Raw genomic sequence first — 19,784 nt, 5'->3', positions numbered from 1 at the left:
AAAAAAAGAGGGTGAGTCTAACTCCCCTCTATATCTATTTATTAATAGGGACATATTAAATAGCAAAAATGAGACAAAATACGTTGGTAGTTTCAGGTCAGAAATCATTAGCAGTAACACTTTGCTTTCAAAGTTCGGTTTAAATTTATGACATTAACTAATATTATTGTACTACAACTTAGGATATGACTATATATTTTTCATACAATTAATACGTACTTAAAAAGATGCTTTTACTTTTTTAATTAGACGCGTCTTTTTTCCCGAAACTTCTGCTGTTTTTCCCTTCATTCAGTCTTCTCCGTAAAAAATAAGACTTAAAGAAACTCAAGTATTTTCATTTTTTTCCGATATTAGTAAAAGAAAGTTTTTGTCGAATGAGCAGGTCGATTTAAGGCCCTTAATGTCATATGGCAAATAAAGATGAGAGTCTAAAGTTCTGATCCTTTAGAGGGGGCTTCTAACCAATGTTTAAATAGTTCTCCTTAAATAATTTCATTTAGGCTCCAGGCTTATAGTTAGACACTTGAGCACGACAGGGGGGGAGTTATGGGTTACAAAGGAAGAATAATAAGTGTTTTTATATGTTTATTAATTGGGGTTGTCACCATCATAGTAGATTTTCACATACACGGCTACATACCTGATCTGGCATTTTTACAGAGACTGATTTTGTTTATTCCATTCTGGTGGGTAGGAAAACAATTTGATAAAGTGACCTTTAACAAAAATAATGCAACTCAAAAAATTGACGCGTTACAACAGCATGCCAATTCTGATAAAGAAATAAGCCAGGAATTAGAGCATATTTTTGCCAATGAACATGTGATGCTCAGGTCAAACGATTTAAAGAACCACACACAAATGGTTTCAAAAGGAAGTGAACATTTCTCCGGACACAGTATGAGTGAGTTCGAAGAGGACCTGGAGTGCTGGCTCGACAGCCTGCACCCCGATGACCAGGAAGAATATAAGGAATTCAGTGAAAAAATATTTGCAGGGTGGCCAGCTAACTTCGAAGGAAGACTATTATGTGATAATGGCGAAATAAAATGGTTTGAAGCACGGGAGTATTCAATTCAAAGCAGTAATGGAGAAGTTGAAAAGATTTTGGGTGTGGTGTTTAATATTACTTCCCGAAAAGATGAGCAGTTTAACTTTTTTGTTTACTATGATTCTTTAACGAAACTGCCAAATAAAGAACTTTTAATACACACACTGGAAAAGAAAGTTTTGAAAGCGGGCAACCGGTTTAGTTTATTGTTTATAGACCTTGACGGCTTCAAAAAAATTAATGATCAGTTAGGGTATTTATATGGCGACAAGCTATTGATAAAAGTAGCGACATTATTGAGGGCTGCTTTTGAGTCAGAGAATGTTTTCCGTTTCAGCGGTGACGAATTTATTATTATAGTAAATGACAGCAGCCAGCTTCATTTAATTTTAAGCGATCTGTTAGGTTCTTTCTCAGAACCTTTTATATTGGATGATAAAGAGGTTTACATTACCCCCAGTATTGGTGTGAGTCTTTATCCGGATCACGGGAATAATTCAGAGGACTTAATCAAACACGCAGATGCCGCTATGCAATATGCAAAGGAAAAAGGGAAAAATACGTGGAAATACTATTCCTATTCCCTTGAAGAGAAAAACAAATACTACTACTCAATGGAACATGACTTACGAAAAGCAATCTCTCATGCTTATAACGATTTTTCAATGCTGTACCAGCCGCAAGTAGACATTAAGACAGGAGAACTGGCTGGGCTTGAAGCACTTATTCGCTGGCACCACCCGCAAAGAGGGATGATTTCGCCGGCTGAATTTATTCCTGTTGCAGAAAAAACAGGGCTCATCCTCCCTCTCGGAGAATGGATATTAAAAGAAGTATGCAATCAAATCATAACGTGGAAAACAGCGGACGACACTTCTCTTCCGAAAATTGCTGTGAATGTGTCAGTCATTCAATGGCAGTCATCAGACTTCATTGATCGGGTTAAACGGATCATTAATGAAACAGGTGTGTCACCGGAGTATTTAGAGTTTGAAATTACCGAAGGATTTATGGAAGACCGGACAAACGTTTCAAACAAACTGAATGAACTGAGAAAAATCGGGATCCAGGTGGCCATTGATGATTTTGGGACAGGCTATTCCTCTCTTAGTCATCTGAAGCAATTCCCAATTAACGTTTTAAAAATTGATAAATCCTTTATCTTACAAAATGAAACAGCTATTATAGAAAGTATTTGTGATATTGCAGAACACCTAAAAATAAATGTGATGGCAGAAGGAATTGAAACCCAAGGGCAGCTCGCTTTTTTACAAAGCATCAATTGCACTTATGGCCAAGGGTTTTACTTTGAACGCCCAATCAAAGCTGGTGAATTTGAAGAAAAATATTTAAGAAGGCAGCCCGAAATAATACAGTGATACTATTCCGGTAAATAAGGGGAGCCTCATTAAGGTTTCTTGTAGATTTCTCTAGAGAAGAGCTGGACCTGTGCCTCCAGTTCTTCAGATTACTGCAAAAAAACCACACTTTTTTGTGAAGTGTGGTCTTTTATTTTTGATGTGTGCGAGGCCCTCCGACACATCAAGTAGTAAGTATAGTTTAGCTGGTTGGAGAATATTTAATGAAGGAGATGTACGTCAGCGACAAACTAGTTTTCACGCTTGTCGCCCATAAAATAAAGCGCAACTGTTCCAGGCCCCGTATGGGCACCAATAACAGTCCCAACACTGTTTATTCTTACGGGCTCGTGAAGGTGAGGGAATTTTTCTTCTATTAAATCCCCCACTTTTCGTGCATCATCATAGCATGCCGAATGCGATATAAAACACTTCCCTGAATAATCGGTACCATTCTTCGCATGAACTTCCATCATACGAACAATCTCATTGATCACCTTCTTTTTACCTCTAACCTTCTTGCGCGGAGTCAACTTCCCATCCTCACTCATGTTTAACAACGGATTTATATGTAGTAAACTTCCGACCATTGCAGATGTTGGGGAAATTCGGCCGCCACGTTTATAATGTGTAAGATCTGTAGAAAAAAACCAATGGTGGACATGAAGCTTATTATTCTCAATCCAATTGTGCAACTCTTCTATTGTTTCCCCTTCGTCTCTCAGATCAGCAGCCAAATCAACAAGCATTCCGTAACCTGATGAAGCCGCCAATGAGTCTGCTATCAGAATTTTTCGCTCTGGGTACTTAGATAAAAGCTCTTCTTTTGCAATATTAGCAGATTGAAACGTTCCTGAAAGTCCTGAAGAAAAAGAAATATGCAGGATATCCTTCCCTTCCTCTAAATAAGGTTCAAAGAATTCGATAAACTGACTGACATTAACTTGCGACGTAGTAGGCATGGCACCTTCAGAAATTCTTCGATAATAGTCATCAAAAGAGATGCTTTGACCTAGATCATCAGGATACTCAGTCCCATCTATACTGTAATGAAAACAGACATATGGTATTTTCCTGTTTTGGAAATACTCATCCGGCATATCTGCAGTAGAACAACACGTTAGTACATAACCCGACAAATTCACCACTCCTTCATTATTTATAATAGATTATCCATCTTAAATCATACATTAATAATTACTATTATAGTATAGTGGGTAGAATAAATATGTAAAATTAATCTTTATAGATTGCAGTTCTTGCAATAGCAGCTACTTTAAATCCTTGTTTTTTAAAAAGAAGAGAGCAATCTAATAAACGTGGAAAATAAAACACTCTTCTTCCGAAAATTGCTGTGAAAGTGTCAGTAATTCAATGGCAGTCAGCGGAATTCATTAATTGGGTTAAACGCATTATTAATGAAACCGGTGTTTCACCGGGAGTATTTAGAGTTTGATTTAAGAAGAATTTATGGAAGACAGGACAAACGTTTTAAACAAACTGAATGAACTGATAAAAACGGGATCCGTGGCCATTGATGATTTTGGGAGAGCCTATTCCTCCCTTAGTCATCTGAAGCAATTCCCAATTAACGTTTTAAAAATTGATAAAACCTTTGTATTGCAAAAAAACAGCTATTATAGAAAGCATAAAATAAATGTGATGACAGAAGGAATAGAAACCCAAGGGCAGCTCGCTTATTATAAGTATCAATTGCACTTATAGTCAAGGGTTTTACTGTGCATATAATATAACAAACGTACATTCAAAGTTATAATATATGGGTTAATACCTCTTAATTTCGATCTAAATCATAGCCTAATTCAACAAAATCTTCAAATGATACTTGTTTTGTTAAATAAGGTTCATTTTTCAATTGCACTAATACTGTGTTCTTTTCAAACCCAACAACTTTTCCCATTTCATAACATTAGCAATTTTAACCTTTACAACCTGTCCAATTCTTAAATTCCGAAGTACTTCATTCATAATCTTCCCTCCTTTTTTAATTTAGATTAGAGCAATTCCCTATGCAAACACACATCTATACTAAATAAGCTCTTTTAAATAGAATGATCCATATGTAATACCCCTCCATCAAACATAATAAAAATAATCTAATTTGATTAATAATGTAAATATATTTATATAACAATTCTAACTTGGTATAATTATACACACTAGTCCGAAATTTAGTGTAATGCATTACACATATTGCAATTAAGTCAAAAAAGAAAAAGACAATTGAATTAATAAATTTATCAAGTAATTGTAGTACTGCTTGTGGTTGTTGGTTGGCTCGCAATGCCTTCAGGCCAAGAGCTTGGCTTCTGATTATCCATCTATCTTTGTAATCTTCAAACCTTCAGGTTCGTAGTTTCCAACTTCGTTGTGGTTGACAAAGCTTTAGGAAGTTCCAGCAATTCACATAGTGATCCTCTTACTCGTTACTAAGATTGTCTAATAGTGCTTAGCACTGGAGAAACTTTTCTCACTATAATCCCCATTTTTTACGAAAAAAAGCTTCACCTTCTATTTTGGGATCTAGGTTTATTATCAATTCATTCTCAAAAGGAAAAGTTTCTTCTACTTCTTGACTTGTTATTCTTTGATTAAAAATATTGTCTATTGTCATAAGTCGCCAACATTCTCTCAATAAGTTTTCTCTTTTAGCTAATTGTTCTCTATGGGCTAATGGCATTATTGTAGATGGATGTAATTTGTCTTCATCCCATTTCACCCACTCAGCAATGGCCCCAATTGTTCGAAAATTTTCGGTTTTTGGTAAGCCTGTAAGTATGACTTGTTGAATATCAATTGGTAACACATTCATTGAATTTTTGATTATTTCCCTAGCTACCATATGATCTAATATTAAAATTATAATGCCATTATATTTATATTTTTCGATTTGCTTTACTCCCTTTAATAAAGCTTGAAACAAGCCTAATTTTGATGAAGGTGTTTTTACTTCAATAGATAGATTCAAGTCTTCTAAAATAAAATCCGGTGCTCCTAGCCCGCCTATTCTAAAATTTTGATTCCCCTCTAATAACCTTAGCGCAAGCATAATTTCACTCTCAAAACTTCTAAAATAATTCACATTACTCTCTGTTAAATAAGAGCATGTATCACCAAAAGCGCCTCCGTTTTCAAGGTTTTTAGCCACATTATCTGCTATATCAATCCGTCCCATAATTTCTAACGCCCATAGTGCAAAAGAAAGTTCAAAGAAAGATTTTAAATCTATTTTTTCTGATCTCGTTCTTGAATATAAAGTTCTTAACTTTTTAGCGTAAGATAAGAGACCGTGTATTCCATCAATTCCCTTAAGCTCGTTTCTATTACAGAAATTTTCTACTATATCTATATACTGTGCTTTCTCTAACTTTAGAAACCTCTCTTGCAACTCAAAAAATCTAGTCAATTAGGTTCCCCCTTTTTAATAACTACTATAAACTACTATAAAAAAAGACTCCAGCCTAAGCTGGAGTCTCTAATATTGAATAATATAATTATCCAAGTAATTGTAGTACTGACTGAGGTTGTTGATTAGCTTGAGCTAACATAGACTGAGAAGCTTGAGCAAGGATGTTTGCACGAGTCATTTCCATCATTTCAGCAGCCATATCAACGTCACGAATACGAGATTCCGCAGCTGATAGGTTTTCAGAAGAATTATCTAAGTTAGAAATAGTGTGTTCTAAGCGGTTTTGTGTAGCACCAAGCTTAGATCGTTCAGCTGAAACAGTTTCAATAGCATTATTTATTGTTTTTATTGCTGCATCAGCGGTTTCTTGACTCGAAATGTCTATCCCTGCAAATCCACTATCTAAATCAAACAAAGAAGCATCTTCACCATTTACAGTAATTCCAAGTGTAGAAGTCCCTGGTTTTGCTTCAAGTGCAGTACCAGCAGTATCTAAACGTAAGTCACTTATTCTGTGCCAATCACCATCTTCATCCGCAGTGCCAGATAAAAGAACAGCTTGAATATTACCATTCTCATCTTCAAGTACATCTTGAGCAGTAAAATCTGTCCCATCAATAGTAATATCAGCTGTAGTTGCTGTTAAACCTTCTACTGCTCCGTTAACTCCCAAAGCTTGGGCAGACATATCATCAATAGACAAATTAATATTCTGTCCTGAGTTCGCCCCAATATGGAAAGTTCCTTCAAAGTCACCATTTAAAAGATTTTGAGTATTAAATTCAGTATTATCTGAAATTCTAGTCAACTCATTTGCTAATTGATCAACCTCTTTTTGTAGTTCTTCACGGTCAACTTCTACGTTTGTATCGTTAGCAGATTGAACCGCTAGTTCACGCATACGTTGAAGAATACTGTGAGTTTCATCCAATGCACCTTCTGCAGTTTGAATTAATGAAATTCCATCTTGAGCGTTACGACTTGCTTGGTCTAAACCGTTGATTTGAGCACGCATTTTTTCAGAGATTGCTAGACCTGCTGCATCGTCACCTGCGCGGTTAATACGCATACCTGAAGATAGTTTCTCCATTGAGTTTTGCATGGCATTTTGGTTGATACCCATTTGACGGTGGGTGTTTAACGCTGGGATATTGTTGTTGATAATCATAATAAAATTCCTCCTTGAATTTGCTTCCTGTCACGTCCTTGTGAGTGGAAGGTTGATCTATTTAGTGAGCAGGGAAGCGTCGGCCGCCGCTGTCCTGGTCACTGTTACACTCTTATTATCGGATCGTTCATTTGAATGTTTAGGTTTTTTTAGAAATAAATTCACTAAATTGAATTTTTATCTCAGACTTTCTACCCATCCGTTGCGGATTGCCTGGACGGTTGCCTGTGTGCGGTCGTTGACCTGCATTTTTTTGAGAATGCCGCTGATCGTAGCGCTCACTGTTGAGGGTGAGAAATACAACTCGACAGCAATCTCGTTCGTCGTTTTTCCTTCTAACAGGAGCTGCAGCACATTCAGCTCGTTTTCTTTTAACAGACTTCCCGCCAGCTCTCTCTTAAGCAGGAATTTCTTAATTGGTGTTTTCCTGGATTTTTTCTGGTCGATCTCAAATGCCAGGTTTTTATGTAACGACGGTTCAAGTACAGGCAGATTAGAATAAATGGTTTCCAGGATTAGATGAGTATTTTCTTCAAGAAAGGCAATTGAAAATAAGCCATCGAAAGGAAACGACAAGTAAGGAAGACACTTAGGGCAAGCTTCCCCTGCCTTAATAAGATAAATTTTGCATCCGGTCTTTTCTCTCATATCTGTTAATCTCTCAAATTCACCATCTTCTTTCCCATTAATCAGATAGAAAACAACGTCATTCGACTCAGTATTAACAGGCAGATCCCTGACTTGTAAAACACTGGTCCCATTGTTAACTCGTGAGAAAAGGCGTGTGAAATTAGTTTCAGATACCCCTCCAGTATCGACAATTACCAACTTCCCAACTAATCCTTTATTCTTAATCATCTGTACATCACCTGATTCTTTAGAATTTAATATATAGTAAATATTAACAAATTAAGTGCGAATCTACAATATTACTTATACCTCGACAATTTTCGCAAAAGTGAGAAAACGTTTACTTAAACCTCGAAAATGGTACTCATCTCTATTTAATTGTTATTAATTTCCATTAAAAAAGTCTATTAAGACCACAAAATTAGAGGGGTAAGAACTAGGTGTATTTCCAGGTAATTTGCTGAGTGAGAAGGAATAGCAGTTAGTACATAGAGAGTGCGAAGTTGAGTGAGAGTTGGTATGGCCGGCAGAACGAAAATAATAGATAAGCAGCGTGTGGTTCTGCTTATCTATTATTACCTTACAGCGTCTACCCATCCTTTACGGATGATTTGTACCATCGCGTCGGTGCGGTCGTTAGCCCCGAGTTTTTTAAGCAGGTGGCTAATCACCGTACTGACGGTTGAAGGCGCCAAAAACATGAGTTCGGCTATTTTCCGGTTATTATGGCCATCGAGTATGTGCTGCAGGACTTTCTTTTCGTTGTCTGTTAATATGTATTGAACATCTTCAAAACGCAGTTTGAGCCGTTTGATCGGCCGGTCCTTTAATTTTTTATGCTGGATCAGGGTAACGAGGTCGCAATGAAGCTTCTGTTCCAGAAAGATGCCGAACTCGTCAAGAGAATTAAGAACGCGGCGCCCGTTTTCCAGGAAAAATGATAAGGAAACGATCCCATTTAAGTCCTGCATAAAATAAGGAAAAAGGGATTTAGTCGGCTGTGCTGCTGTCATAATCAATGAGTATGTATTGGTTTCCTTTAATTCTTCAAGTCTGTCTTCGATGAAGCGGAGGGTCTCGACTCTGTAATCTTCTATTAAAAAGAAGATGTACTGTACCTGTTTCAGCTCATCGGGATTACCCTTATCGATGATGACCTCTTTATCACCGGCGATCGATGAAAGTTTTCCCACGGTTTCTTCCGACAGGCACTGATCAAAATCGATAAAGAGGACCTTTTCGGTAGTAACTGTATCTTTGGAAGAATACAATGAGTGCATAGGTTGATCCCCTTTCTTTAATGTCTACTCTTAACAATACCTATTAAAAACTTTTCCGACAAGATTCGATTGTCTGATCATATATGCGACTTTTGTTGTTCAATTTTGAGAATAAGGATAAAATCTTCCTCTATAAGGAAGATGTGACAACAAAAGATCTAGTTAATTGTAAAAATAAAAGTTAAAAAGTCTCACTGACAATAGCAAAATCTGCTGTTCAATGAGACTTTTATATAATGTTACTTTTTTATTGATTTTGTAAATTGTTTTAATATGTCGACAGATGCCCCGGCAGCCGCTTCGTTTTCTTCCTTGATGGCGAGATACACTTCTTTCCGGTGAATGTCGATATGCTTCGGGGCGTCGATCCCGAGTTTAATCTGATCCCCTTCCACCCCGATCACTGTGATCTCAATATCATCGCCGATTTTGATTGATTCATTGAGTTTTCGTGTCAGCACAAGCATCGGCTATCCCTCCTTCTTTCCAGAGGCCGCAGGCTGTTTCAACGAATGCTTCGTCTCGTAGCCGGAGTCATTCAGCACAATCTGCTTTCCTTTTTTGCGGGCGGTATTAATCACTATTGGGCCCCTTAAGTTAGCCGTTGACTCCTCGATCGTTTCCTTAAGAGTCAGCACCGTGAAAAGAGCAACGTCCTGTTCGTTGGTGATGTCCAGTGTTTCCAGCAGCTGGTCGGACAGTTTCACTTCATAGTCCGGGAAAAACGAGAAAGGCGTCATGACGGCGAAAGCGAGCCCCGGCGTCACCGTTGACTGGAGAATATAAAACGGGCCTGGTTCGTCACTGAATGGAAGGAGAACAAAGGCTTTTTCGTCTTCAAAACTTGGCAGCCCCTGGTCGAACTGGATAATATTATCCGGATTAATCTCTGTTGGTCCTGAATATTTCGTCTCGATTATCAAACTGATCACTCCATTTTCACTCTTTGTTTTATTGTATCGAAAATTGGCGAAGTTGTGGGGCACAATTGGAAATTGTTTCTTTTAGTCGCTCCCCCCGGAAAAACTTTAAGCATCCCCCATCGTTGAATGGCGGATGCTTATAGCTGTCGGTTGACTGATCCTCCCGTAACGGAGAACTGGACATCGTTTTTCTGCCGGAGGTACACATCGGTTTCCCAGCGTGGAAAGCTGATCTCAGGCTTATTAGGGATGATACGGATATCAGGATCGGCCCAGTCGGATTGGATGGACAGTTCGGACGGCTGATAATTAAATGTGACTTTTCCCATATGTTCAGGAACAACGCCATAATTATAGTCCTTCGGCGGGCGCTCCCCCTTTTGTTTAGCGATGGAAGCGAGGGCGTTTGTGCTGTGTTCAATCTTTTTCAGCTGGTCGCCTTCACGGGTGACTTTGGCCACGTACTGGAGTACGTTTTGCTGCGACTGGGCTGCGTATTCTTTCACCCGGCGAAGCGGGCCTTTCAGATCGGCATCGGCAAAGGCTTCTGTCTGGTCGATAAACAGTCTGGAAGCTGTTGAGCTGATGTGCAGGGTGCCTGAAAAGTCCTGGTTAATTTGCAGGTCGGCGTTCGGCTGATGAATCGACATGGGAGGACGCTGCTGCCGGATACCTGTCTGGGCCTGTACGGACGAGATGTGAATACGGGGTAATTCCATGAGCATGCCTCCTTGATGACTCAGCTTTGCCGTGATTTTTCCAAAAAAATTATCTTAAGAAGTCCATCAGGGTCGGCTGGATGATCCGGCCGCTTGAGGAGAGCGCGGCGCGGTGGACGTTCTCCTGCATCATGAGGCCGGTGATGACTTTCTCGATGTCGGCGTCTTCGTTGTCGGAGAGGATGCGTTTGGCGATGACTTCCTGCTCCTGGATTCTGTCGTCGATCATTTCAATTCGGTTCACGCGGGCGCCAAGTTCGGCGCGTTCGTCGACGGAGTTGTTGATGTGGGTGTCGATCGTGTTGAGCATACCGGAAAGGTCAGCGGCTGTTGTGTTCGGGTCTTCGAGCATGTCTTCGAGTGCCTGGATGTCGTTAAACAGGTCCTCAGAGAAGACGTTTTGCGGGCGGATGTTCACCGGGATTTTGACGCCTTTCAGCAGCTCGACCTCCACGTTTTCTGTGTTGGTGGAGAATTCGCCGGCTTCGAGGTTGACCGGCTTGTTCGTTGTGTTCGTGCCGTTAAAAATGAATTTATTGTTCGCCTGTGTGTTGGCCAGCGATTCGAGGTGTTCTTTAAGCTGGCGGACTTCGTTGGCGATATTGGCGCGCTGGCCTGCTTCATACGTGTCGTTTGAGGCCTGGACGGTCAGTTCGCGCAGGCGGTGGAGCGTGTTGGTTGTTTTATCGAGCGCTGAATCGGCGGTGTCCATCCAGTTGTACACTTCGGACAGGTTGCGTTTGAACTGGGATGTTTCGGCTGCCTGGGTGCGGTAGCGCATGCCGTTCATGGCGATCACCGGGTCTTCAGAGGCCCGGGAGATTTTTTTGCCGGTGGACAGCTGGTCCTGGTATTTTTTCAGCTGCTGGTAGCTGTTGCTCAAATGGTTGAGCGAGCTGTTGGCAATCATGGATTGTGTGACGCGCATGTTCGTTCACCTGCTTTTTAGTTAGTTTTGCGGCTTGCCGGCCGGGTTTAGAGCGCCTGAATGCTTGCCGGGATGACGGGAATTTAAAGTCTTCCTGGAAAAGGGCGGATTTTATTTTACCAGTAGGAAGATGAATCCGCTCATTCCGGCCACCGGGAAAGAGCATTTCTTGAGCTATTATGGTCAGGCTCGTTCATTATCGGCCGACGACGCCCATTCCGTTAATAATCCGGTCAAGCATTTCATCAATCGCGGTCAGGTTTCGGGCCGCTGCGTTGTATGCGTGCTGGAACTGAATCATATTAGTCATTTCTTCATCAAGAGAGACACTGCTCACCGATTTGCGGTTCTCGTCGACTGAATTTTTCAAGGAAGCAGTGTTACGCTCCATCCGTCCCGCTTCGTTCGTATCAACGGCCATCTGCCCAATGATGCCCTGATAGAAGCTTTGAACGTTGGTCGTGTTCTCCCCGAAGCTGAGGCGGGCGTCTTTCACATCCGCGAGGGCAAGAGCGTTTGAGCCGTCCCCCGCAAAGGCTTCGTCACGGGGATTAAGGTTGCCGTCCCCGTCACGGCCCGCGGCGCCAGAAGCCGCGATGTTGTCGAGGCTTGCTATAACGTCGTCTGACACTTTAAGAAACTTGGCGGCCTGGGTCGGCGGCGTGTCGTTCAAGTCCTGGGAATAGGTAAAAAAGTCGAACCCTGTTTTAGTAAAATCCGAGTCAGGATCGTTTGCTGTTTCAATCTCGGACAGGCTCCAGCCTGATTGATGGACCTCATTGAATTCAGCGGCGAACGTGGCGGCCATTGTATCGAGCTGCTGCATCATGTGCGGGAAATCGCCTCTTTGGCTGCCCTCTTCCATGTAGCCATGGGTTTCGATGACAGCTTTTAATGCGCCGGACGTAAATGTGTCGAACTGGCCTTCATTTTCAAAACTGATTGGATCGTAGTCACCGAATGTGACGCCTGTGACAAGTCCGGTGTCATCATCTGTATTCACAGTCATGTTACTCCTGGTGAGGTTTTCCCCGTTGACAAGCTTCACGGAGTCCCCGCCTTGGGTGACGCGCTGGCCTTTACTGTCCAGCAGGTGAACCGTATATTTTCCATCGGCCATGTCTTTTGCCTGGCCGCCGCTAGGCACACGCTCGACTTCAATGTTGACGAACTGGGACAGCTCATCAATCAGCTGATCGCGCTTGTCGTAAAGGTCGTTCGGCAGCATGCCGTGCGGTTCCACGGAAGCGATTTGCCCATTCAGGTCGTTAATCTGCCTCGTGAGCGAGTCAATCTGGTTGTTCTGGACGGTCAGCTGTTCTTTATAGTCACGCTGAATGGCTTCAAGCGAATTGTAAGTGTAATTGAACGTTTCGGCGACAGCGATGCCCCGCTGCCTGACGACTGAACGGGCGCCTGAATCTTCCGGATTGACGGACAGATCCTGGAGCGACTCCCAGAAGCGGTCGAGCGTATTGGCAATTCCGTCCTCAGTCGGTTCATTCATAATGTCTTCCATTTTTTGAAGGGCGGTGTGGCGGGTGTCCCAGTAGCCGTTCTTCGTGTTCTGGGCGCGGTACTGCATATCGAGAAATGATTCACGGACCCGCTGAATCTCGCCGGGTTTCACGCCTGTTCCGATCTGGCCGGGAATGCCGGGCTTGTTAAACGCTGGGATCGGGAACGCTTCGGTCTGTGTGAAGTTGACGCGCTGGCGCGAATAGCCCTTTGTGTTGGTGTTGGCGATATTGTGGCCTGTTGTATGTAATGCTGCCTGCTGCGTGCTCAGCGCGCGCCGGCTTGTTTCTAGTCCGTGAAACGTTGAAAGCATGGTCGTCTCTCCTTCGTTATGTAAATTGCTTTAAGGGGGGCGGAGCTTGGGCAAACGGGGCTCCGGTGATGCTGGTGCCGGGTAGTGCTTATGTTCGGTACTGTTTATGCTGGGTGAGGCTCATGTTGGGTAGTGCTTATAGCTGGTTTCGGTTGCCTCACCGGGGAGCGTGAACGGATGACGGCTGCTCCCCCCTCCCGGTCTGAAAAGCGGGTTTGATCCAAAGCAGACGGTTGTCTTTTTAGACAGCCAGCCTTGATGGCGCTAAGCTTTTGAATCAAACAGGGAGCGTCCGCCCGGGCCGAAATCTTCGCCGTCATCATTGCTGCCATCACCGCCGTAGCCGGCAAACTGATTCTGCGGGCTCATGGCATCCAGCGAGAGATTGACAAACCTCAGCGAATCTTCAAGCAGTTGCTCGTTCAGTTCATTCTGCTCCTTGAGCTTGTGGATTTCAGTCATAAGACGCTGCTGCCAATATTGCAGATCTTCTCTTTCTTTTTCCGGAAAAAGAGGAATCAGCTGGTCCATCGTGACGTCTTCTTTAATGATCCCTTTTTGTTCGAGCCATTCCTGAATGAGGCGCTGGCGTGTGTTTTCCAGCTTGCGCAGCTGCTGGATGAGAGGCGATTCTTCCTTCATCACTTGTTCAAGCCCTGGCATATCCCCTTTTTTGATGACTTCTTCTTTTCTTGCCGCCTGTTCATTGAACCGTTCATGGACGACGGTCATGGCCTGAAAAATTTGTATAAGCTGTTCCACCACGCTGTTCACCTCGCTTGAATGTTAGTTGGCTGCCGTATGCTGGCTGATTGGTATTGGATAGTGGTTGTTTGGTAATGAATATTGATGGTTTGACCTTGTATGTTGGTAGTACGTATTGTTAAAAATTGTATTTTATTGGTATCTTCGGCGGGGCTGGGTTATTTGTTCCAAAACTCGTAGAATTTTTTTGCCACCGCTTTATGGTTAATCTCGTACGTTCCTTTTTCAATCTGGGCTTTCACTTCGTCAACGCGCTGCTGACGCTGAGCGGAAATATCAGTTGACTTCGCCATTTCCTTCGCCTCAGAAGAGATCTCCACCTGATCCGAACGCGTGGATTTATCGTTATGTTTCTGCTGCGTCTCCTGCAGCTTGCGGTAAGCCTGGATCGAATGCATCGGATTAATCTTCATCTTATAGCACCTCCCGGGATTCACAGTGTTACTCTGCTCATTCCCTTTTCTATCAATTATATCGGTTATACAGTGAAAACCTTTAGCATCACGGCCGTTTTTTTACTGGGAATAAATGGCGGGTCTGTCCCCCCATTTATTCCCAAAGATGACCCTCGGCTTCCTTAACGGTTCCGTCTCACCCTGTCATCTAGAGTGGTATAAATTCCGGTCTTGGGATTCTCCCGGTTTTTCATCCGTTGTTCAAAAGCTTTCTGCCGGTCCTTTGTTCGTATTCCTTTGTTAATCTCATCTGTACAGGTACTGCAAAGACGATTTTGACGAATTTGCATTCCGCATTTTTCACAAGGGTAGCCCAGGTTAGGGAATTGAGCCAGCTGGAGGCGCCCCTCCCGGATAAACTGATAAACTAATGATTTTTCTACATCCGTCGCTTCGGTCACTTCATCCATTGTCGCCTGTCTGTTCTCGCGTTTTCGGATAAATTTATAAACCCGCTCAAACTTTTCCTCGACTTGCTGGGCACACGCGTCACAAGTCGGCCGCAGGGCTTTTGCAAAGACTTTCCCGCAGTTTGGGCAATTTGCTAATTCGGCCATAGCCGCCCCTCCTTAACGTTTCGCTTAATGTTTACCCCTTATATCGGCAGACCCTGGAGGAAGTTAAGGTTCCCTTTTCATCTTCCCTGTCGCCCTGGCGACGGTGACGGCAAAAACGTGTGAGGCCCCCTCTGTATAAAAAACTTCCGCGGCTGCTCTTAAAGTAGCGCCTGTTGTATAAATATCATCCACAATCAGCACCCGTTTGTCTTGCCAGTCTGTTTGACGGGCGGCAGTTGAGAGGCTGAACGCCCCCTTCAGGGCAGCAATCCTTCCAGAGCGGTCCCTCTTGCTTTGTTTGTCTGAAGAGCTTGTCCTCTCAAGAACGTGTTGGACCGGAAACCTCTCGGCCAGAAGTTCTGCCTGATTGAATCCGCGTTCCCATAACCTTTCTTCTTGTAGAGGAATGACTGTTACCGTATCGATCTTTCCCAAGGACCGCGTGAGCTTTTTAAGCTTTCCGGAAAATAATTCGGAGAGTTTGGCGTCCCCTCTGTATTTATAGCGGGCGATCACTTCCTGAAGGTGTGCATTATACACATAAAGGGCCCGGTGCTGAAGCGGATGGTCAGCCCAAATGCCAGTATCTTTCCATCTCTCACAGTCCAGACAGAGAACGTCCGGATGTTTTATAAATGTGTTCGGGAGCCTCACGGACGGATCAACATATCCAATTTCTGGGGGGTCTGACCCCGAGGGGTCAGACCCCCCAGTTTTTCCCATAGTTTTTTCCACAGAGGGGCGCCCGCACATGCTGCAGCCGATAGTGGTGATGCTTTCCAGTTTATTTTGGCACGGGGGGCAGAGGAGCTGATTATCTGTTAAACCGAAGGCCCAGCGCCAGCTGATCTCTTCATAAAAGGGGGTATCGCAATAAAGACAGCGGTTGGTATGTGATAATCCTTCTCTCATATCCTGTCGGTTCAACTTAGCGCCCCTCCTTCTCTGTTCATATCATGGATGTGCCTGACTGCTGCGACCATCGCCTTCGTTTTTCCGTAATGAAAATAAATGACGTCACCGTCCGGCTCATCAGGGCTTCTTCCTGCCCTGCCGGCAATTTGGACGAGCGCCGATTCGGTGAAGATGCCGTCTTCCGCTCCGAGAACGCCAACTTGTACGCCTTTCACGGTTACCCCGCGCTCTAAAATAGTGGTTGTCACAAGGATCCTGATCGCCCCTTGCCTGAACTTGCTGACTTTTTCGCTCCGTTCAGGATCAGCCGAATGAACGGAATCTATTTTCGTCTCATTCAGGATTGCGATAAGGCTTTGGACGATCGTTTCCATCACATCAATTCGCGGCACGAATAAAAAAATCTGTTTTCCATGTGCTGTATGCTGCCGAAGCCACTGAATAACCGGGTATGGCAGCCTCTTTTTCGCCAGACTCTTTTTCCAGTTTCCCGTCCACCTCATTTTTGGCACAGGGAGATCATGGCCGTGAAAACGTCTTGGCACTTTCACATGGCTGAGCGCGCCCTTTTCTGCCAGACGTTTCAGATCGTTTGGCGGAGTGGCTGTCAGGTAAACGGTGAGGCTCTCTTCTGCCCGGGCGTTTTTCACCGCAAAACGAAGCTTCTCATCGTATGTATATGGGAACGCATCAACCTCATCTATGATTACGACAGGAAAATGCCTGTGAAAGCGGAGCACCTGGTGGGTGGTAGCTATAACCAATTCGGCGCTTGTATATCTGTTTTCTGCCTCGACCTCTCCGTGAAATGCTTTAACTGCGGAGTTTGGAAAAGCCTTTTCGAGCCTCGGCAGCAGTTCGCGGACGACATCTGTTCTTGGGGTCGCAATCAGCACAGGGGTTCCGAGGTTTAACGCATGATAAATAGCCGGGAACAGCATTTCCGTTTTACCTGCTCCGCAGACGGCCCAAATTAGAAATTCGGTCCGGCCGGAGATGTTTTTAACCTTCTCCGTCAGTTTCCGTGATGCTCTTTCCTGTGCTTGGGATAACTGGCCTTCCCAGCCTAACCGGTGACCTTTTTCTTTTTTGGAAAAAGAGCCATGCCAGGTTAACAACGGCGAACATTGGGTGACCCGTCCCATCATCAGGCAGGCCCGGCAGTAGAGGCACGCTTCAAGGCATCTCCCGCAAGTTACCTCGCCAAACAGAAACGGATCCTCGTTTCCGCAGCGCTGACAAGCCGGACGCGGTTTCGTGAGGATGCCGGCTTCGTAACGTATGTAACCGTTGCTCACGTGTTCATGAATATTTTCCAGGGAACAAGCACCGGTGCCAAGCACTTCATCAATTAATAAGCGTCTGCCGGTAAGCATATCGGCTATTGTTTCGTTCGGAATAAAATGGGGGCTCGGTTCAGGAAAGTATAATTGGTCTTGTGGGATGTCGCTTAATCGGGTGAGGAGAGCTGATTCAAGAGGCGGTTGAATTGACTGAAAGGGCTCTTGCGAAAACTGGGAGCCTGTTGCTCTTTTGAATGGCCGGATGAGGGGTTCAGGAATGAGCCACCGTCGATTCAGGTTTACAGGTAAATCAGAATGTGACGGGAAAAGCAGTGACAGAGAAGAGGACTTCTCAAAAAGGGCAGGAAGAGGAAAATCATAAAAACGCATGAGGTGCGCCTCCTTTATATTTATTTGTATGGTTTGGATGGTTTGGATGGTTTGGATGGTTTGGATGGTTTAGAGCGGGAGGAGAAGTTTATAAAATGAAGAATTACCCTGAGGCATTATTTCGGGTAAAAGCATAGGAAAGCAAGAGACATGGCATGGCGGTGAGTGGCAGCCTGCCCGACCCTTGAATCCTCGGGCTAACACTGCCAAACCGTGTCAGTTGGGGTCAGACCCCCCATTTACTTCCATATTAGGTGAGGTGGGATTTGACCCAGCCGATGCCGAGGCTGCCTTCGCCGAGGTGGGTACCGATGACAGGTCCGAAGTAGCTGATGTAAACGGTGGAGTTCGGGTATTTTTCACGCAGGTCTGCCGCTATTTTTTCGGCCTTATCCGGCCGGTTGGCGTGGATGACTGCGATGTCGAGCGGGGTTCCGTCCTGAGCGTCTTCATGAAGCAATTTGCAGATCCTGGCCAGCGCTTTCTTCTCTGTGCGGACTTTTTCGTAAGGGACAATCACTTTGTTTTCAAAATGAAGCACCGGTTTAATCTGCAGGAGACTTCCGACTAAAAGCTGCGCGCCGTTCAGGCGGCCGCCCCGGTGGAGGTGATTTAAATCGTCTGCCATAAAGTAGGCTCTCGTCGATTTTTTCAAGTCGTATAAATGATCTAAAATCTTCCTCGCATTCTCACCTTCGTTAGCCATCTTTGCCGCATGAAGTGCGTAAAATCCCTGAATCAGACAGCTGATTTCTGAATCGAAAACATGCACGTCGACGTCCCCTGTCATGTTCCCTGCAGCGACCGCGGTCTGATGGGTCCCGCTGATCCCGCTTGAAAGGGTAACGACAATAATTTCATCGTGAGTGTCTGCGAGCTTCTGGAATGTTTCTTCAAATAAACCGATAGACGGCTGGGAAGTGGTCGGGAGTTCCTCTGTTTCTTTCATTTTTTTATAAAAATCATCAGTGGTAATTTCCCACTCTTCTTTATATGATTCGTTGCCGAAAGCAACATTAAGAGGAACCATTGTTATATGATGCTGTTCCCGCATGTCTTTTGGTATGTATGCCGTGCTGTCCGTGACAATGGCAGTTTTACTCATAATGAACGCTCACTTCTTCCGTATGTATTTAGGTGTTTTACAAAGGGTATGCGTCCTGCCTTAAAACAGAGCGCTGGCCAAGTCTAAGCCCGCACTTACTCTCTGCACCTATCAATAACCTTATAATACCAACTGACGAGCCGGCCTGTCCACACAGTAAAAAAAGATGCATCTGCAAAACGTGCAGATGCATATCATCAACTTGTTGGGAAAACCTTCTTAATTCACTTTTACCCAGCCATTTTTAATCGCTTCAACTACAGCCTGCGTCCGGTCGTTCATGCTCATTTTCTGCAGGATATTACTCACGTGGTTTTTAACCGTCTTTTCACTGATATAGAGCGCTTCGCCGATCGCCCGGTTGCTCTTTCCGTCTGTCATCAGCTGAAGCACTTCACATTCACGGCGTGTCAAAAGGTGAAGCGGGCGGCGGTATTCCACTTCTCGGAAGCCGATTTCCGTTTCCGTGCCAGTGTCACTGGCCAGGCGGCGGTACTCATTAATTAAATTGTGCGTGACTTTCGGGTGAATATACGCTCCGCCGTCACCGACGACTTTCACCGCTTCAATCAGTGCTTCTGTGTCCATTTCTTTCAGGAGGTAGCCTGAGGCTCCTGTTTTCAGTACATGAGTGACATACGTTTCGTCATCATGGATGGAAAGAATGAGGACTTTCACGTCCGGGAACGTTTCAACGAGCGTTTTCGTCGCTTCCATTCCGTTTACATTCGGCATATTAATGTCCATGAGGACGACGTCTGGACGGTTTTGGCGCACAAGATCCAGAACTTCTTCCCCGTCGTTGCCTTCTGCCACGACATCGAAGTTTTGCTCCATGCTTAAAATACGTTTGACGCCTTCTCGGAACAATTGATGATCATCAATGAGTACAATTCGTAGTTTATCGTCTCTTTCCATTTTTTCTCCTCCTAAAATATATTTATACGGTTTTCACACGAAATTTCTCTCTGTAACAGCATCCTGTATATAGCA

The 19,784-nt window shown here is 43.9% G+C and carries 19 protein-coding genes; 2 read left to right on the top strand and 17 right to left on the bottom strand.

What is annotated here, in order from left to right; genetic code table 11:
* Positions 1 to 549: 549 nt before the first annotated feature.
* On the top strand, positions 550 to 2,433 hold the full coding sequence (locus K8O68_RS09920) for a bifunctional diguanylate cyclase/phosphodiesterase (RefSeq protein ID WP_230896733.1): 1,884 nt from the start codon (positions 550 to 552) through the stop codon (positions 2,431 to 2,433).
* A 230-nt stretch (positions 2,434 to 2,663) separates the two neighbouring features.
* On the opposite strand, the gene K8O68_RS09915 is transcribed toward K8O68_RS09920, so the two are convergent.
* Positions 2,664 to 3,551 (bottom strand): DegV family protein, encoded by an 888-nt coding sequence (locus K8O68_RS09915; protein WP_230896732.1) that lies wholly within the window; start codon positions 3,549 to 3,551, stop codon positions 2,664 to 2,666.
* A 331-nt stretch (positions 3,552 to 3,882) separates the two neighbouring features.
* On the opposite strand from K8O68_RS09915, the gene K8O68_RS21435 reads away from it, so the two are divergent.
* Positions 3,883 to 4,137: an EAL domain-containing protein gene (locus K8O68_RS21435; RefSeq protein WP_255717128.1), complete on the top strand. Its 255-nt coding sequence runs from the start codon at positions 3,883 to 3,885 to the stop codon at positions 4,135 to 4,137.
* Positions 4,138 to 4,906: 769 nt separating this feature from the next.
* Here the strand turns inward: K8O68_RS21435 and K8O68_RS09905 are convergent.
* The 16 genes from K8O68_RS09905 to K8O68_RS09830 all read right to left on the bottom strand — a co-directional run bounded on the left by K8O68_RS09905 (position 4,907) and on the right by K8O68_RS09830 (position 19,709).
* Complete coding sequence (locus K8O68_RS09905) at positions 4,907 to 5,839, bottom strand: hypothetical protein (RefSeq protein WP_230896731.1); 933 nt, start codon at positions 5,837 to 5,839, stop codon at positions 4,907 to 4,909.
* Positions 5,840 to 5,927: 88 nt separating this feature from the next.
* The gene (locus K8O68_RS09900) at positions 5,928 to 7,010 is read right to left on the bottom strand and encodes a flagellin N-terminal helical domain-containing protein (RefSeq protein ID WP_230896730.1); all 1,083 of its coding nucleotides are present in this window, start codon (positions 7,008 to 7,010) and stop codon (positions 5,928 to 5,930) included.
* 177 nt (positions 7,011 to 7,187) lie between these two features.
* Positions 7,188 to 7,868, bottom strand: a complete 681-nt coding sequence (locus K8O68_RS09895) for a response regulator transcription factor (protein ID WP_230896729.1) — start codon at positions 7,866 to 7,868, stop codon at positions 7,188 to 7,190.
* A 347-nt stretch (positions 7,869 to 8,215) separates the two neighbouring features.
* Entirely contained in the window at positions 8,216 to 8,920 is a 705-nt protein-coding gene (locus K8O68_RS09890) for a helix-turn-helix transcriptional regulator (protein WP_230896728.1), read from the bottom strand.
* 239 nt (positions 8,921 to 9,159) lie between these two features.
* Complete coding sequence (csrA, locus tag K8O68_RS09885) at positions 9,160 to 9,387, bottom strand: carbon storage regulator CsrA (RefSeq protein WP_230896727.1); 228 nt, start codon at positions 9,385 to 9,387, stop codon at positions 9,160 to 9,162.
* A gap of 3 nt (positions 9,388 to 9,390) precedes the next feature.
* Positions 9,391 to 9,843: a flagellar assembly protein FliW gene (gene fliW / locus K8O68_RS09880; protein ID WP_230896735.1), complete on the bottom strand. Its 453-nt coding sequence runs from the start codon at positions 9,841 to 9,843 to the stop codon at positions 9,391 to 9,393.
* 137 nt (positions 9,844 to 9,980) lie between these two features.
* Positions 9,981 to 10,562, bottom strand: a complete 582-nt coding sequence (locus K8O68_RS09875; protein ID WP_230896726.1) for a DUF6470 family protein — start codon at positions 10,560 to 10,562, stop codon at positions 9,981 to 9,983.
* A 49-nt stretch (positions 10,563 to 10,611) separates the two neighbouring features.
* Positions 10,612 to 11,490 carry a flagellar hook-associated protein FlgL gene (flgL, locus tag K8O68_RS09870; RefSeq protein ID WP_230896725.1) on the bottom strand — a complete coding sequence of 293 codons (879 nt, stop codon included), beginning with the start codon at positions 11,488 to 11,490 and terminating at the stop codon, positions 10,612 to 10,614.
* A gap of 196 nt (positions 11,491 to 11,686) precedes the next feature.
* Complete coding sequence (flgK, locus tag K8O68_RS09865) at positions 11,687 to 13,321, bottom strand: flagellar hook-associated protein FlgK (protein WP_230896724.1); 1,635 nt, start codon at positions 13,319 to 13,321, stop codon at positions 11,687 to 11,689.
* Between the two features lie 264 nt (positions 13,322 to 13,585).
* Positions 13,586 to 14,083, bottom strand: coding sequence for a flagellar protein FlgN (locus tag K8O68_RS09860; protein ID WP_230896723.1), 498 nt, complete (start codon positions 14,081 to 14,083; stop codon positions 13,586 to 13,588).
* Between the two features lie 161 nt (positions 14,084 to 14,244).
* The gene (gene flgM, locus K8O68_RS09855) at positions 14,245 to 14,499 is read right to left on the bottom strand and encodes a flagellar biosynthesis anti-sigma factor FlgM (RefSeq protein WP_230896722.1); all 255 of its coding nucleotides are present in this window, start codon (positions 14,497 to 14,499) and stop codon (positions 14,245 to 14,247) included.
* Positions 14,500 to 14,663: 164 nt separating this feature from the next.
* Positions 14,664 to 15,098, bottom strand: a complete 435-nt coding sequence (locus tag K8O68_RS09850) for a TIGR03826 family flagellar region protein (protein ID WP_230896721.1) — start codon at positions 15,096 to 15,098, stop codon at positions 14,664 to 14,666.
* Positions 15,099 to 15,161: 63 nt separating this feature from the next.
* Positions 15,162 to 16,025: a ComF family protein gene (locus K8O68_RS09845; protein WP_230896720.1), complete on the bottom strand. Its 864-nt coding sequence runs from the start codon at positions 16,023 to 16,025 to the stop codon at positions 15,162 to 15,164.
* Positions 16,022 to 17,686 carry an ATP-dependent helicase ComFA gene (locus K8O68_RS09840; protein WP_230896719.1) on the bottom strand — a complete coding sequence of 555 codons (1,665 nt, stop codon included), beginning with the start codon at positions 17,684 to 17,686 and terminating at the stop codon, positions 16,022 to 16,024. The genes K8O68_RS09845 and K8O68_RS09840 overlap by 4 nt, the downstream gene beginning before the upstream one ends.
* A gap of 250 nt (positions 17,687 to 17,936) precedes the next feature.
* The gene (locus K8O68_RS09835) at positions 17,937 to 18,791 is read right to left on the bottom strand and encodes a DegV family protein (RefSeq protein ID WP_230896718.1); all 855 of its coding nucleotides are present in this window, start codon (positions 18,789 to 18,791) and stop codon (positions 17,937 to 17,939) included.
* Positions 18,792 to 19,010: 219 nt separating this feature from the next.
* Positions 19,011 to 19,709: a response regulator gene (locus K8O68_RS09830; protein ID WP_093054376.1), complete on the bottom strand. Its 699-nt coding sequence runs from the start codon at positions 19,707 to 19,709 to the stop codon at positions 19,011 to 19,013.
* Positions 19,710 to 19,784 lie beyond the last annotated feature (75 nt).

This window comes from Salipaludibacillus sp. CUR1, assembly GCF_021028955.1.
In the GTDB taxonomy this organism is placed as follows: Bacteria; Bacillota; Bacilli; order Bacillales; family Salisediminibacteriaceae; genus Salipaludibacillus.
Note: the sequence above shows the minus strand (reverse complement) of the source record. Positions and strands in the feature narration are given on the sequence as shown.

What these genes read in the sequence shown, in the direction of transcription:
- K8O68_RS09920 (WP_230896733.1), top strand. Translation starts at nt 550, where the DNA reads ATGGGTTACAAAGGAAGAATAATAAGTGTTTTTATATGTTTATTAATT.
- K8O68_RS21435 (WP_255717128.1), top strand. Translation starts at nt 3,883, where the DNA reads ATGGAAGACAGGACAAACGTTTTAAACAAACTGAATGAACTGATAAAA.
- K8O68_RS09900 (WP_230896730.1), bottom strand. Translation starts at nt 7,010, where the DNA reads ATGATTATCAACAACAATATCCCAGCGTTAAACACCCACCGTCAAATG.
- K8O68_RS09895 (WP_230896729.1), bottom strand. Translation starts at nt 7,868, where the DNA reads ATGATTAAGAATAAAGGATTAGTTGGGAAGTTGGTAATTGTCGATACT.
- K8O68_RS09890 (WP_230896728.1), bottom strand. Translation starts at nt 8,920, where the DNA reads ATGCACTCATTGTATTCTTCCAAAGATACAGTTACTACCGAAAAGGTC.
- csrA (WP_230896727.1), bottom strand. Translation starts at nt 9,387, where the DNA reads ATGCTTGTGCTGACACGAAAACTCAATGAATCAATCAAAATCGGCGAT.
- K8O68_RS09875 (WP_230896726.1), bottom strand. Translation starts at nt 10,562, where the DNA reads ATGGAATTACCCCGTATTCACATCTCGTCCGTACAGGCCCAGACAGGT.
- flgL (WP_230896725.1), bottom strand. Translation starts at nt 11,490, where the DNA reads ATGCGCGTCACACAATCCATGATTGCCAACAGCTCGCTCAACCATTTG.
- flgK (WP_230896724.1), bottom strand. Translation starts at nt 13,321, where the DNA reads ATGCTTTCAACGTTTCACGGACTAGAAACAAGCCGGCGCGCGCTGAGC.
- flgM (WP_230896722.1), bottom strand. Translation starts at nt 14,499, where the DNA reads ATGAAGATTAATCCGATGCATTCGATCCAGGCTTACCGCAAGCTGCAG.
- K8O68_RS09850 (WP_230896721.1), bottom strand. Translation starts at nt 15,098, where the DNA reads ATGGCCGAATTAGCAAATTGCCCAAACTGCGGGAAAGTCTTTGCAAAA.
- K8O68_RS09840 (WP_230896719.1), bottom strand. Translation starts at nt 17,686, where the DNA reads ATGCGTTTTTATGATTTTCCTCTTCCTGCCCTTTTTGAGAAGTCCTCT.
- K8O68_RS09835 (WP_230896718.1), bottom strand. Translation starts at nt 18,791, where the DNA reads ATGAGTAAAACTGCCATTGTCACGGACAGCACGGCATACATACCAAAA.
- K8O68_RS09830 (WP_093054376.1), bottom strand. Translation starts at nt 19,709, where the DNA reads ATGGAAAGAGACGATAAACTACGAATTGTACTCATTGATGATCATCAA.